This is a genomic window from Flavobacterium hiemivividum, from assembly GCF_004349145.1.
In the GTDB taxonomy this organism is placed as follows: domain Bacteria; phylum Bacteroidota; class Bacteroidia; order Flavobacteriales; family Flavobacteriaceae; genus Flavobacterium; species Flavobacterium hiemivividum.
The window spans coordinates 177,461-190,702 of the sequence record NZ_SMFO01000002.1; the positions used below are offsets into that span (position 1 = coordinate 177,461).

Annotated in this window: 12 protein-coding genes; 5 read left to right on the forward strand and 7 right to left on the reverse strand. The window is 33.5% G+C overall.

Translation table 11 applies throughout. The features are described 5' to 3' along the window. The first annotated feature begins 30 nt into the window (after nucleotides 1-30). From pta to E0F98_RS04770, 3 genes are all read left to right on the forward strand, one after another. Nucleotides 31-2,124 (forward strand): phosphate acetyltransferase, encoded by a 2,094-nt coding sequence (pta, locus tag E0F98_RS04760; RefSeq protein ID WP_132109470.1) that lies wholly within the window; start codon nucleotides 31-33, stop codon nucleotides 2,122-2,124. Nucleotides 2,125-2,217: 93 nt separating this feature from the next. Then, nucleotides 2,218-3,402: an acetate/propionate family kinase gene (locus tag E0F98_RS04765; RefSeq protein ID WP_132109471.1), complete on the forward strand. Its 1,185-nt coding sequence runs from the start codon at nucleotides 2,218-2,220 to the stop codon at nucleotides 3,400-3,402. A 197-nt stretch (nucleotides 3,403-3,599) separates the two neighbouring features. Further along, nucleotides 3,600-4,979, forward strand: a complete 1,380-nt coding sequence (locus E0F98_RS04770) for a M28 family peptidase (RefSeq protein ID WP_132109472.1) — start codon at nucleotides 3,600-3,602, stop codon at nucleotides 4,977-4,979. Between the two features lie 196 nt (nucleotides 4,980-5,175). On the opposite strand, the gene E0F98_RS04775 is transcribed toward E0F98_RS04770, so the two are convergent. The 5 genes from E0F98_RS04775 to E0F98_RS04795 form a co-directional block, all read right to left on the reverse strand. Beyond that, nucleotides 5,176-6,270, reverse strand: coding sequence for an AI-2E family transporter (locus tag E0F98_RS04775; RefSeq protein WP_132109473.1), 1,095 nt, complete (start codon nucleotides 6,268-6,270; stop codon nucleotides 5,176-5,178). A 93-nt stretch (nucleotides 6,271-6,363) separates the two neighbouring features. Continuing rightward, complete coding sequence (locus E0F98_RS04780; protein ID WP_243699197.1) at nucleotides 6,364-7,470, reverse strand: PAS domain-containing sensor histidine kinase; 1,107 nt, start codon at nucleotides 7,468-7,470, stop codon at nucleotides 6,364-6,366. A 271-nt stretch (nucleotides 7,471-7,741) separates the two neighbouring features. Further along, on the reverse strand, nucleotides 7,742-8,587 hold the full coding sequence (locus E0F98_RS04785) for a hypothetical protein (RefSeq protein ID WP_132109474.1): 846 nt from the start codon (nucleotides 8,585-8,587) through the stop codon (nucleotides 7,742-7,744). A 17-nt stretch (nucleotides 8,588-8,604) separates the two neighbouring features. Continuing rightward, a complete protein-coding gene (gene kdsA / locus E0F98_RS04790; protein ID WP_132109475.1) occupies nucleotides 8,605-9,423 on the reverse strand; it encodes a 3-deoxy-8-phosphooctulonate synthase in 819 nt (272 codons plus the stop codon). 134 nt (nucleotides 9,424-9,557) lie between these two features. Then, complete coding sequence (locus E0F98_RS04795; RefSeq protein WP_132109476.1) at nucleotides 9,558-10,010, reverse strand: 2-dehydro-3-deoxyphosphooctonate aldolase; 453 nt, start codon at nucleotides 10,008-10,010, stop codon at nucleotides 9,558-9,560. 196 nt (nucleotides 10,011-10,206) lie between these two features. On the opposite strand from E0F98_RS04795, the gene E0F98_RS04800 reads away from it, so the two are divergent. Further along, on the forward strand, nucleotides 10,207-10,764 hold the full coding sequence (locus E0F98_RS04800; protein WP_132109477.1) for a YeeE/YedE family protein: 558 nt from the start codon (nucleotides 10,207-10,209) through the stop codon (nucleotides 10,762-10,764). Nucleotides 10,765-10,767: 3 nt separating this feature from the next. After that, nucleotides 10,768-11,181 (forward strand): DUF6691 family protein, encoded by a 414-nt coding sequence (locus E0F98_RS04805; RefSeq protein WP_132109478.1) that lies wholly within the window; start codon nucleotides 10,768-10,770, stop codon nucleotides 11,179-11,181. A 42-nt stretch (nucleotides 11,182-11,223) separates the two neighbouring features. Here E0F98_RS04805 and E0F98_RS04810 read toward each other — a convergent pair whose 3' ends face one another. After that, complete coding sequence (locus E0F98_RS04810) at nucleotides 11,224-11,910, reverse strand: lysoplasmalogenase (RefSeq protein WP_132109479.1); 687 nt, start codon at nucleotides 11,908-11,910, stop codon at nucleotides 11,224-11,226. Nucleotides 11,911-11,919: 9 nt separating this feature from the next. Continuing rightward, nucleotides 11,920-13,191, reverse strand: coding sequence for a sterol desaturase family protein (locus tag E0F98_RS04815; RefSeq protein ID WP_132109480.1), 1,272 nt, complete (start codon nucleotides 13,189-13,191; stop codon nucleotides 11,920-11,922). Nucleotides 13,192-13,242 lie beyond the last annotated feature (51 nt).

Sequence of the window (13,242 nt, forward strand, 5' to 3'; positions counted from 1 at the left end):
TTATATTAGAATTAAATTTAAAAACAAAAAATGAACAAAGCCATATACATAGCGACTTCTGAGCACAATAGTGGCAAGTCGATTATTACTCTAGGTTTAATGAGTATGCTAATTGGTAAAACAGCCAAAGTAGGTTATTTTAGACCTATAATTGAGGATTTTGAAGATGGAAAATTAGACAATCACATCGAAACTGTAATCTCTCATTTTGGTCTGGATATTGCATTTGAAGATGCATTTGCCATTACCAAAAGCAAGCTGATAAAAAAGAAAAATCAAGGTAGAATAGGAGAAGTTCTCGATCTAATTATCGATAAATACAAACGACTGGAAGAACAATTTGATTTTGTTTTAGTTGAGGGAACGAGTTTTAGCGGTGAAGGAACCGTAATCGAACTCGATATGAATGTGTTAATCGCTAAAAACTTAGGGATCCCAACAATAATTGTGGGTTCTGGAGTTGGTAAAACATTAGATGAGTTAGTTGACAGCCTTTATTTGGCATACGATTCCTTTCGAGTAAAGGAAGTCGAAGTGTTGGGAATTATTGCTAATAAAGTACAACCTGAAAATATTCAATTAGTAACTGATGGTTTGAGAGCAAGTTTGCCAAAAGAGATTTTGGTTAATTCTATTCCAATTATTCACAGTTTGAATAATCCAACGATTAAAGAAATTGTTGATGAACTAGGTGCCAAAGTGCTTTTTGGTGGTGAATTCTTAAATAATCAAATTGGGAATTTTAGTGTTGGAGCCATGCAGCTGCGCAACTATTTGTTACACCTGAAAGAAAATGCGCTAGTAATCACTCCTGGTGATCGTGCTGATATTATTTTGGGAGCATTGCAAGCCAATGAATCTGCAAATTACCCAACCATTGCAGGAATAGTTTTGACGGGTAATATAGTCCCTGACGACAGTATTCTTAAATTAATTGAAGGACTAACTAGTGTTGTTCCTATTATTTCTGTTGAAGAAGGGACATATCGAATAACCAATAAAATAGGCGATATCAAAGCTAAGATTTATGCTGATAATAAGCAGAAAATCGAGACTTCTATTAATACTTTCGAAAAGTATGTTGATTTGGATAGTTTGGCTAAAAAACTAAGTTCTTTTGAAGCGGAAGGGATGACTCCAAAAATGTTTCAGTACAACCTAGTAAAAAGAGCTAAAAAACATAGAAAGCATATCGTTTTGCCAGAAGGGAATGACGATCGAATTATTATCGCTGCCTCTCGATTGTTAACTATGAATGTAGTTGATATTTCTATTCTCGGAAATAAAAAACAAATTGAAAATAAGGTAGCAGAATTAGGTATAGCTTTCGATTTTTCGAAAATAAAAATCATCAATCCTATTGAATCTGAGAATTATGAGGACTATGTAAATACCTATTATGAGTTGCGCAAGAACAAAAATGTTACTTTGGGAATGGCGAAAGACTTAATGGAAGACGGCTCGTATTTTGGGACAATGATGGTGTATAAAGGTCATGCGGACGGAATGGTTTCTGGAGCAGCTCATACCACCCAACATACGATTCTACCAGCCTTACAATTCATAAAAACGAAACCAGATAGTTGTATTGTTTCTTCAATATTTTTTATGTGTTTAGAAGATCGAGTATCTGTTTTTGGCGATTGCGCCATTAATCCGAATCCAACTGCAGAACAATTGGCCGAAATTGCAATTTCTTCAGCCGATTCCAGTTTAGCTTTCGGTATTGAACCAAAAGTGGCTATGCTGTCTTATTCTTCTGGTTCTTCGGGAAAAGGGGATGAAGTAGAAAAAGTGAGAAAAGCAACTGAAATAGTGCGATTAAAACGCCCCGATTTAAAAATTGAAGGACCGATACAATATGACGCCGCAGTTGATATGGCTGTAGGACAAAGTAAAATGCCAAATTCAGAAGTGGCTGGACAGGCAAGTGTCCTTATTTTCCCTGATTTGAATACGGGTAACAATACGTATAAAGCAGTGCAAAGAGAAACCGGAGCATTAGCCATCGGGCCCATGTTGCAAGGATTAAACAAACCTGTAAACGATTTAAGCCGTGGCTGTACAGTGGATGATATTATCAATACGGTGGTTATTACAGCAATTCAAGCTCAGGGATTGTAGCTTTTTATTTAAAGATTGAAATATTTTATGATGTAAACGATAATCTTTTAATCTTGAAATATTTCAATCTTTTGATCTTTAAATTAAATATAAATGAAAATAGTAATAATAAATTCGGGGAGTTCATCCATAAAATACCAATTAATTGAAATGCCTTCAAGAGCTGTTATTTGTAGCGGTATGATCGATAGAATAGGGCTAGAAACTTCAAATATCACCTATAAAACTAATACTGAATCTTTAGAAGAAAATAAACCTATTCTGAACCACAAAATAGGACTCGAAAGAATTGCGCAACTGTTGATGGATCCCAGTATTGGTGTAATTAAAAGCACTCAAGAGATTGATGTCGTGGGACATCGCGTAGTTCACGGTGGCGCTAGTTTCTCTAATACGGTTGTTATTGATTCGGCCGTAAAGGAAAAAATAAAACAGCTTTCTCAGTTGGCACCTCTCCATAATCCCGCAAACTTGGAAGGAATAATTGTAGCAGAAGAGATTTTTAAAGAAGCTACACAAGTGGCTGTTTTTGACACTGCTTTTCATCAAACGATTCCTGTTATAGCACATAAATATGCGATTCCCAATAAATTATTAACGGAAAATAAGATTAGAGTCTATGGTTTTCACGGAACGAGTCATAAATACGTTTCAGAAAGGGCTGCAGAATACTTAGAAAAAAGCAGTAAAATTATAACAATTCACTTGGGGAATGGCTGCAGTATGACCGCGATTAAAGACGGTGTTAGTATCGATCATAGTTTGGGTTTTGCACCTTCTAACGGACTTATTATGGGTACCAGAAGCGGTGATATAGATCAGTCGGTTGTGTTTTACATGGTTAATACGTTAGGTTATACTTTGGATGCAGTGAATAATCTATTGCTTAAAGAAAGCGGAATGCTGGGGCTTACCGGTTTCAGTGATTTGCGAGATATAGAATCACAAGCAGAACAAGGAAATAAGGAATGTCAGCTAGCACTGGAAATGAACGCCTACCGAATTAAAAAATTCATTGGTTCTTATACTGCGGTAATGAATGGTTTAGACGCCATTATTTTTACGGCTGGAATAGGGGAGAACTCGTCCTATATTAGAAAATTAGTTTGTACTGATATGGAGTATTTTGGACTGGATTTAGACGATGGTAAAAACGAAGTTCGTTCGAAACAAATACGAGAAATTAACACGGTGAATTCGAAAACTAAAATTATGGTGATTCCAACTAATGAAGAAATTGAAATTGCCAATCAAGTATATGACTTGCTTTTGAAGTAAAAAATTGAGTTTTATTAAAAAGGCTTTTTCTGTTAGATTATAAATACAATAAACTATGAATATTTTTGTTTCTTTACGCGTAGAATAAATTTCTAGTTCTGAATATGACTTTGTAAAGAAGTAAAGACTTTTATATTAGTATCATTGACTGACCAATAATTATATAAAAATAGAATACGAATTAACCACAATCAATAATGAAAAAAAACACATTTATTGCCTTATTATTTATAGCTAGTAGTTCTATTTCGGCACAAAAAAGTGACGAGCAAATGCTTAAGGAAGTCTACAATTCAGCTTTAACAAACTCTAAGTCTTACGCTTGGTTAGATCATCTATCTAATAAAATAGGATCTCGTTTATCTGGATCAGCGGGTGCTGAAAAAGCAGTTGTATATACTAAAGCCGAAATGGAAAAGCTCGGTTTTGATCGAGTTTATCTGCAAGAAGTAATGGTACCAAAATGGGTAAGAGGAGAAAAAGAAACAGCGTACATCTTAGATAATAAAACCAAAATTACAGTTCCTATTTGCGCGCTTGGCGGTTCAATTGCTACTCCTAAAAAAGGAATTACTGCTGAAGTTATTGAAGTGAATAGTTTGAAAGAATTAGCAGAACTAGGGAAAGATAAAATTCAGGGGAAAATTGTATTCTTCAATAGAGCTATGGACGCTGCTCAAATTGAAGCTTTTCATGCTTATTCGGGAGCGGGAGATCAACGGTATGCTGGAGCTGCAGAAGCCTCTAAGTTTGGAGCCGTTGGTACCATTGTACGTTCTTTAAACTTACGATTAGATGACTTTCCTCATACTGGTGCTCAAGGATATGGTGATATTCCGGAGTCGCAATACATCCCTGCTGCTGCAATAAGCACAAACGGAGCTGAATTGTTGTCGAAAACTTTAAAATCGAATCCAAAATTAAAATTTTATTTCAAACAATCTTGCGTGCAAATGGATGACGTTTTATCCTATAACGTAATCGGAGAAATAAAAGGGAGTGAGTCGCCAGAAAATATTATGGTTGTTGGTGGGCATTTGGATTCTTGGGATTTAGCCGATGGCTCACATGATGATGGAGCAGGAGTAGTGCAAAGTATGGAAGTGGTAAATATATTTAATAATTTAGGGTATAAACCTAAAAATACCTTGCGTGTCGTTCTTTGGATGAATGAAGAAAACGGACTAAGAGGAGGCAAAAAATACGAAGAAATTTCACTTTTGAATAAGGAAAATCATATTCTTGCTTTCGAAAGTGATTCAGGAGGCTTTACGCCTAGAGGTTTTTCTATTGAGGGTGACGCTGCAAATTTTGATAAAATAGTAAGCTATAAGAAATTATTCGAACCTTATTTAATACATAGTTTTGTTGTTGGACATGCTGGTTCTGACATTGGGCCATTAACGTCTAAAAAGATTATTAAAATGGGTTTAAAGCCCGATTCTCAACGTTATTTCGATCATCATCATGCAGGAAATGACACCTTTGATGCTGTAAATAAAAGAGAATTAGAATTAGGAGCTGGAACAATGGCTTCTATGATTTATCTGGTTGATAAATATGGTATTGTAAATTAGAAATTTTATACCAGCTTAAATAAATTAAAACCACAATCGTACCGATTGTGGTTTTTTAATTATAAAGTTACTTTGTTCAAAAAAATAGATAGGAAAATGACACGCATTTTTTAGCTATTTGAAAGAGAAAAATAGACATAAAGTATACTTTATGTAAATAGTTTTAAATATCTGATATGTAGTATTTTATGATAAATTAAGGTTGTATTTTATCAGGTTCTTTTATTTCTTCATCTCCTTCTCCCAATAGAACGGATAATGTTTTCAATCTACTGGAACGATCAGCAATTAGTTTTGCGATACTTGCAAATGGCACAAAGAGAATCATACCTGCAGCACCCCATAATATTCCTCCTAGAGTAATAATGATGATGATTACTAAAGCATTTATTTTTAATCGCCTGCCCACTGTAAATGGAAAGATTATATACGCCTCCAAGGCTTGGACAATAACAAAAACAACGATAACAGCTATCGGATACCAAATAGAGTTAAAGGTTATCCAAGAAACTGCAATGGGTAAAAGAGCGGATATTATGATTCCTACAAAGGGAATAAAGGTAAGTATGGAGGCTATAAAACCAAACATAAATGGATGTGGTACGCCAATAATTAAAAGACCGATACTATTTAAAAGACCGACGAGTAAGTAAACTAATAGCATCCCTTTGACAAAGTTGTAATAGGCGTGTATAGTTTCAACTAGAATTTCATAAATCGTTTCTTTTTTGTCTGACGGAAAAATTAAGTACAATACTTTAACTAAAAGATGACGGTAATAAAGAATAAGGGCTGAAAGTACAGGGATAATTAGAAGAAAAAACAGGGATTCTGAGATTGAATATAGTGAACTTCGAAGGAGTGAAAAAGCTTCTTTTCCCGAATTATTTATGTAATTTTTAAAAAATGCAACTTGCTCTTCAGTAGTTACATCAAAGCGCTCTGCAATAGAAATACTGACTTGATTCCAAGTTTCCATGACTTTTTTACTGAACAAGTCCCACTCACTTGTGAATGCATTGATTTGTATAAATAGTAAATAAACTATAAACCCGAATAAAGAAGTTAGAAGTAAAATAGAAATACTAATAGCGCCTATTTTGTTGATTCCTTTGTTTTCCATCCACTTGCAAATGGGGAAAAGGATAAAACTGATTAGTAGTGAAAAGCTGAGTGGGATGAATAGTGTTTTTCCAAAATAAAGTATAAAGCCAATTAAGACAATATATTGAAGTATTTCAAGTGCTGAAAATTTACCAGATGAAGATTGTATTTTCGGAAATTTTATCATTACAGCTTTCTACTTTAAAAATTATCTTTTTTATCGCGCTACTATTTTTTTCCTCAAAAACAATCAAGCATAAATAAACTCCATTGTTCTAGTTTAGTCTTTGAATGTGATAATAAATTTAGCACCTTCATTTAAGCTACTTGCTACTTTAATTTTTCCCCCAAGGCTAGTAATATGATTGTACACTAAATAGAGTCCAATGCCGTTGCTATCGCTATTGTTACTGAATTTTTGATGCAGTCCAAAAATCTTATCTTTCACTTTATCCATATCAAAACCAAGTCCCTGATCTGAAAATAGTAATTGATTCATTCCATCCGTCCTTTTAGTTTGGATTGTAATAACAGGAACATGATCTATTTTTGCATATTTAATAGAATTAGTTACTAAATTCAAAAAAATACTTTTCATGTAAGCTTTATTAAAAGTAATAGTTTCAAAAGCAGAAAAGTCAATGTCAATAATTGCTTTCGAATCTTTAATTAAAGAATTTACAGAAATTAGTACTTCATCAAGAGCTTCTCTTAAATTAATCTCTTCAACTTGAGTGTTTAAATTCTCATTTACAACTAATTCATCAATCGAATTGTTTAAAGTCTCTTTTAAATTTTCACTAGTAATTTTAAGAATATTTATTAACTCTAGGGTTTCTGTATCATAGATTTTAGAAACATCTAGAAGATTAAAAACCGAAAGCATGTTGTTTACAGGTGACTTTAAATCATGTGAGGTTTTATGTGATAAGAGCGTTAGTTCCTTGTTTATTTGTGTTAGTTTGGCAAGGAGTAAATTACGTTCCTCTTCCATTTCTTTTTTATGAGTGATATTTTTGGCTATTGCATAAACTAATCTTTCAGATAATACAGGCATAGATGTCCAAGATAACCAAACTATTTTTCCGCTTTTAGTGAGATATCTATTTTCAAAGTTCAAAAGTGGCTTGTCATTATAGACTTGTTCTCTAGTTTCTATTGTACTTTTCAGGTCTGGTTTATAAACGAAATCACTTATGGGAGTGGCATATAATTCTTCATCAGAATAACCTAATAATATTGAAACCGCGGAGTTTATTCTCTTAAAATAACCATCAAATCCTGCAATACAAATTAAATCCGCGGATATGTTGAAAAAATTATCAAAGCAATAGATTCCATCAGGATCCGTATTCGTTTTGTTTTTAATCATTGGACTTTGTAGCATTAATTATTTATTTTTCAGGCTAATACTAATTTCGTGAATTCGCTAGCTGGCAAAAAAGAATTGTTTTTTCAAAATTAAATAATAATAATTTAAATATTGATACTATTTAATTCTTATTTCAAATAAAATGAGAAGCAATATTTATTAGAAATAGCTAAAAAATATTATACAAGAAGAGGCTATCATAACATGATAGCCTCTTTTTTATGTACAGCAAAATTAAAGTATGTTGTGCTTAATTTTACTGAGGTCTTTTGTCCTTCAGTTTTTTTTAGATTCTAAAAATACCTCCAACTGCAATTATCCTTTGAAAAAAGAAAAAATCTTGTGAGGCGCTATCTTCGGTACTTTGAGTTGTACGAATATCTTGCATATTTATGTAACCGCCTTTTAATTCTCCTTGAATATAAAAGTGTTTGAAAAAGGTAATGTTTAAACCCGCTTTTAATGAAGTTCCAAATCCTGAAATATGAAAATCGTCATGGCGTTCTTTTCCCATTAGGGTTGTATTTGTCTTAGGATATAATACTCCAACACCAACACCTTCCGTTAAATTAACTTGGATTTTATCTGTATTACCAATTTTAAAAATAGAAGAAATATCATCATGTCTAGAAAACTCTGTATTCACATAGTTCAAACCATCCGTGTGCTCATACATTAAAAACTGTTCTGTCAAAACAGTTGGTGTATTATTGTATTGTCCATCAAAAGCAGTATTTGCAGCAATAGTCCCTGTAATGTTAGCCGTTTGATTTTGGGTCATTACATATTTCATATGATCCACTCCTATTGCAATGCTGTAATGGTCATTGATGAAATACCCCATTCTAAAATTAGTCTGAGGAATTGTCATTTTTGCAGGGTTAATGTAATCAACATGCCAACCTTTAGGTTTGTCTTGTGCTTTCAGATTATCTATCGTGAAGTTATAGTCTTTTCCCTTAAAGGTCACATCAGATTTAGAGTAACTTTCTCTATTTCCACCCCATGAAACAATGAACTTGCCTTTGTTGTGGGCCGTATATTTATCTTGTATTTTGATTTCTTCTTGTGCGGTAACCGAATTAGAAAAAACTAAGGCAGTAAATGCCGCGTATAAAAATATATTTTTCAATGAACGAATTGTAAAAATTAAAATGAATTAACCGTTTTTCTGATGGCTACAAGCTTAGTCATTAAAGCCTCAAAATAATCTAAATGCAGCATATTTGCTCCATCACTTTTGGCATTAGCCGGATCAAAATGAGTTTCGATAAAAATTCCGTCAACACCTACAGCAATTCCTGCTTTGGCAATTGTTTCAATCATATCTGGTCGTCCACCCGTTACACCAGCCATTTGGTTGGGTTGTTGAAGTGAATGTGTTACATCTAAAACTGTCGTTGCATATTGCTGCATAGTAGGGATTCCTCTGTAATCAACAATCATGTCTTGGTAACCAAACATTGTTCCGCGATCTGTTACCATTACGTTTTGATTGTTGCAATCCAAAACTTTTTGTACGGCATGTTTCATGCTTTCCGGACTCATAAATTGTCCTTTTTTCAAGTTTACGACTCTTCCTGTATTGGCTGCAGCCACAACTAAATCAGTTTGACGAACTAGAAAAGCTGGGATTTGAAGTACATCCACATATTGAGCGGCCATCGCTGCATCTTCATTTGTATGAATATCAGTTACGGTAGGGACATCAAAAGTTTCAGATATTTTTCTAAGAATTTTTAGCGCTTTCTCATCACCAATTCCAGAGAAACTGTCAATTCTAGAGCGATTTGCTTTCTTAAACGAACCTTTAAAAACGAAAGGAATTTGCAATTTATCAGTAATACCGATTAATTTTTCGGCAATTTGCATCGCCATTTCTTCACCTTCTATCGCACATGGCCCAGCGAGTAAAAAAAAGTTACCACTATTGGTATGTTTGATTTGAGGAATATCTTGTATGTTCATAATAGTTTTTTTGAAAGTGCAAAGATAGTTATGATTTGTAACTTAAGTTTAGATTTTATCGCTTTTTTAAGAAGCTAGTTCCTGTTCTTGATTCGTTAGAGATAACAGCTCGACGACAAGAGGTTTCTTATGTTTTAAAATTTCTTTAATGCCAATCCTACAGGCACCATTAAAACTCCCTTTTCATAGATGTTTAAATAAAGAACCACTGGTTTTTTTTGTCCCTGCCAAGTTACTTCATATACATCGAGAAATCCAGCACCCATTTCGCTTCTTTTAGTTGGAAACGGACAACAGCTTTCTAGTTTTTTAAAAGTGATTTTTTCTCCTTTAGGTCCAGATAAAGCATTCAAAAAGCGTTCTTGATTGATAGACTCGTTCAAAGTATTTCGATAAAAAACATTGATAGGGTAGTCCTTATTGTATCCGTATTTTGCTTCTTTACTGAATTCTGTAATCACAAAAGTATTGTGCTGCGAGATTTGTGGTATAGGAGCATTGTCATCAATATTCTGTATTGTTGATTTGGTGCTTACACAAGAAGTCGTTAAGATAATCAGTGTTATAAAAGCAACGATTTTTTTCATATAATAGATTTTGTTGTTTTGAATGTTGAATATGCTTTATCGCACAATAGGAATTAGAAACAAATATAAAAAGAAGTTTTACTCTTAGTTGTTATAGTAGCCTTTTTTTATGATTGCTTAGCTTTTTGATCGAATGTAACATTTCTCACATACTAGGTAATAAATGCTTCCTATATTTGCAGCAAAATTAAAAAATATGAATTTTATAACTCAAACATGGCCTTGGTATCTTTCAGGCTTTTTAATCGGCAGCATTATGCTGATCTTAATTTATTTTGGAAAGTCATTTGGAATGTCTTCCAATCTACGCTCGTTATGTTCTATGTCGGGATTAGGAAAACGTGTTGGTTTCTTTAACTTTGACTGGAAAGCACAGCGATGGAATCTTGTGGTGGTTGTAGGAGCGATGATTGGAGGCTTTGTGGCCGTTAATTACATGAGCGATCCTTCAAACGTTAGTATTAATCCAGCAACTATTGAACAGTTAGCTAAATTGGGAATTGATGCGCCAGATGGTAAATTGTTACCGAATGCACTTTTTGGACCTGATGTTTTTAGTTCGCCAAAAAGCATTTTAATATTGTTAATTGGAGGCGTTTTAGTAGGTTTTGGAGCTCGTTATGCAGGCGGTTGTACTTCCGGTCACGCAATTTCTGGATTGAGTAACTTGCAAATCCCTTCTTTAAAAGCCGTTGTTGGATTTTTTGTTGGCGGTTTGATTATGGCTTATTTATTATTCCCCTTAATTTTTTAGAATATGAAAGTATTAAAATATTTATTGGTTGGTTTTATTTTCGGAATTGTACTTACAAAAACTGAGGCGGTTTCTTGGTACCGAATCTACGAAATGTTTAGATTTCAGTCGTTTCATATGTACGGAATTATAATGGTTGCGATCCTTACAGGAACTATTGGAATTCAAATAATGAAAAGATATAATGTGAAAGATATCAAAGGATTACCAATTGAAATCCAAGATAAAGAAAAAGGATCGACACGCTATTATGTTGGCGGATTGTTTTTTGGATTGGGTTGGGCACTTGTGGGTTCCTGTCCAGGTCCAATATTCATTTTACTAGGTGCTGGTTTCTGGAGTATTAGTATTGTTCTTTTTGGTGCGCTGTTAGGCACTTATATTTATGGCGTTTTAAAAGATAAATTACCTCATTAGTATAGTAGTAGTTACTACTTCAAAATATATAAATAGCATTTTCTAGAAATTGAAAATGCTATTTTTTTTATTTAATTCGAAAATCCCGCATACGAGTAAAAATTGCGCTACAAGGTATGTTATCATAATTAGAAAGGAATCTAAAACAACGGGCTGATAAAACTTGTTGAAAGCAAGGATACTGTCTGAGGTTACAAAAACAATGGCTCCTATCAAGATATACCAATTTCCGGGCGTATCCCATATTAAGAATCCTTTGAAAGCAAATAATAGCATCGTTGAGATAACTAATGCATATACAAAAACGGGAATAGTCAAACCATCAAGACTTGGCAATAGTAGAGACATCATTAAGCTGAGATAGACTATAATTGCAGTAACTCCTATCCAGAAAACAGCGATACTTTTGGTTTTCTTAGGTTTTATTTGTTTGTTAAATAAGAGTATATAGGCGATATGAGACAGTAAGAAAGCGATTAAACCTACCATAAAATACATCTCGTCTCTGTCAGCAAATAAAAGGATAATATCACCAATCCATGAAAAGAATAAAGCTGTAAGTAAGAACTTTTTCGATGGGAAATCACTATGAAAATACACTCCCAATATTAAAAATGGAAGTAGAAAAGGTTTAATGTACCAAGCAATATCTTCGTGACCTAAGAGGATAATTAAAAGGTAAGTAAAACTTATAAAAACATAGCTTTTTAAAAACAAAGTACTTTTCATGGTCGGTTTTTAGACGTGGATAAGAGAAGTTTTTTTTGCTTTAAACTCGAAAGAAACAAAATAAATGGACATCACTAATGAAAGTAGGAGGTAAGAGATTACAATATAACTTGCTAGCGGAAAAAAGGAATTGAGTCCAAACCAATCTCCAAAATAGTATATAATACCGAGGCCAAATAAAAAACGAACGGTTTCCCAATACACAGAAAACCGACTTTCATCCATTAACTCCGTATAACTATAAATAGTGAGGAATATAAATAGGCCGTAAATAAAAATAGAAGGCAATCCTATTATAGCAATATTATTAAAAAGAAAACTGACAAATAGTAAACTTATTAATGCTTGAAAAACAGACCAATAAACAAGTTTTGATGAAGCATTAGTTCCATACTTTTCAAAAGCATAAACATTTGTAATCTTGTTTACTGGATACTTTTCTTCAAAATTTTCAGGACGCCAACCAGTGGGTTTAAACCAAATTGTAAATTTATCCTTCCAGTTTTCTGCACGCCAAGCATCCGAAATTAGTAATCCTAAATGCTGAAAGTTAATCCGAATTGGATTCCAAGTTTGTGCTGGTCTTGTAATGCCGTAAACAGCTGGGACAGTTTCTAATTCCTCTTGGAAAGTATGGAATAATTTATCCCAAATAATAAATATCTGCGAGTGGTTCTTGTCAATATATTCTGGGTTAATAGCGTGATGTACTCTATGATGAGATGGAGTAACAAGAATATGCTCTAAAAACCCCATTTTTTTTATATGCTTGGTATGATACCAAAATTGAAGAAATAATTGAATTGGAAGCGTAATAACAATAACAGAAGTAGGCACTCCGATAATTGCCGCAGGAATTAATAAAAAAGTAAATAAATTGACGAAGCTGGAAACGGTTTGTCTTAATGCACATGCAAGATTGAATTCCTCACTGCTGTGATGAATGGCATGTTTGTTCCAGAAAAAGTTCACCTGATGCGCGATACGATGCGTCCAGTATCCGTAAAAGTCAATGATTATAAAGGCCACGATATACGTATAAACGTTGGCTTCTAAATGAAAAACTGCAATTTTAGAAACCATCCAACCATAGGAAATAAAAGTGATGCTTAAACCTAAGACGTCTTTTACCGCATTTGTAATTCCAGAACTAACGCTCGATGCACTATCCATTAGCGGCACGCTGTCTTCGCCTTTATATGCACCATAAATTTTTTCCACGATGATCAGTACCAAGAAAAAAGGCATTGCAATTAGTAATATTTTACCATATTCTTCCATAAAAGCATTCTATTTTACCCAAATATAGGATAAAATAGAATGTTTTTTGAA

Bases quoted from the DNA above. Each gene is read 5' to 3' on its own strand.
- pta (WP_132109470.1), top strand. From the start codon at position 31: ATGAACAAAGCCATATACATAGCGACTTCTGAGCACAATAGTGGCAAG.
- E0F98_RS04765 (WP_132109471.1), top strand. From the start codon at position 2,218: ATGAAAATAGTAATAATAAATTCGGGGAGTTCATCCATAAAATACCAA.
- E0F98_RS04770 (WP_132109472.1), top strand. From the start codon at position 3,600: ATGAAAAAAAACACATTTATTGCCTTATTATTTATAGCTAGTAGTTCT.
- E0F98_RS04775 (WP_132109473.1), bottom strand. From the start codon at position 6,270: ATGATAAAATTTCCGAAAATACAATCTTCATCTGGTAAATTTTCAGCA.
- E0F98_RS04780 (WP_243699197.1), bottom strand. From the start codon at position 7,470: ATGCTACAAAGTCCAATGATTAAAAACAAAACGAATACGGATCCTGAT.
- kdsA (WP_132109475.1), bottom strand. From the start codon at position 9,423: ATGAACATACAAGATATTCCTCAAATCAAACATACCAATAGTGGTAAC.
- E0F98_RS04795 (WP_132109476.1), bottom strand. From the start codon at position 10,010: ATGAAAAAAATCGTTGCTTTTATAACACTGATTATCTTAACGACTTCT.
- E0F98_RS04800 (WP_132109477.1), top strand. From the start codon at position 10,207: ATGAATTTTATAACTCAAACATGGCCTTGGTATCTTTCAGGCTTTTTA.
- E0F98_RS04805 (WP_132109478.1), top strand. From the start codon at position 10,768: ATGAAAGTATTAAAATATTTATTGGTTGGTTTTATTTTCGGAATTGTA.
- E0F98_RS04810 (WP_132109479.1), bottom strand. From the start codon at position 11,910: ATGAAAAGTACTTTGTTTTTAAAAAGCTATGTTTTTATAAGTTTTACT.
- E0F98_RS04815 (WP_132109480.1), bottom strand. From the start codon at position 13,191: ATGGAAGAATATGGTAAAATATTACTAATTGCAATGCCTTTTTTCTTG.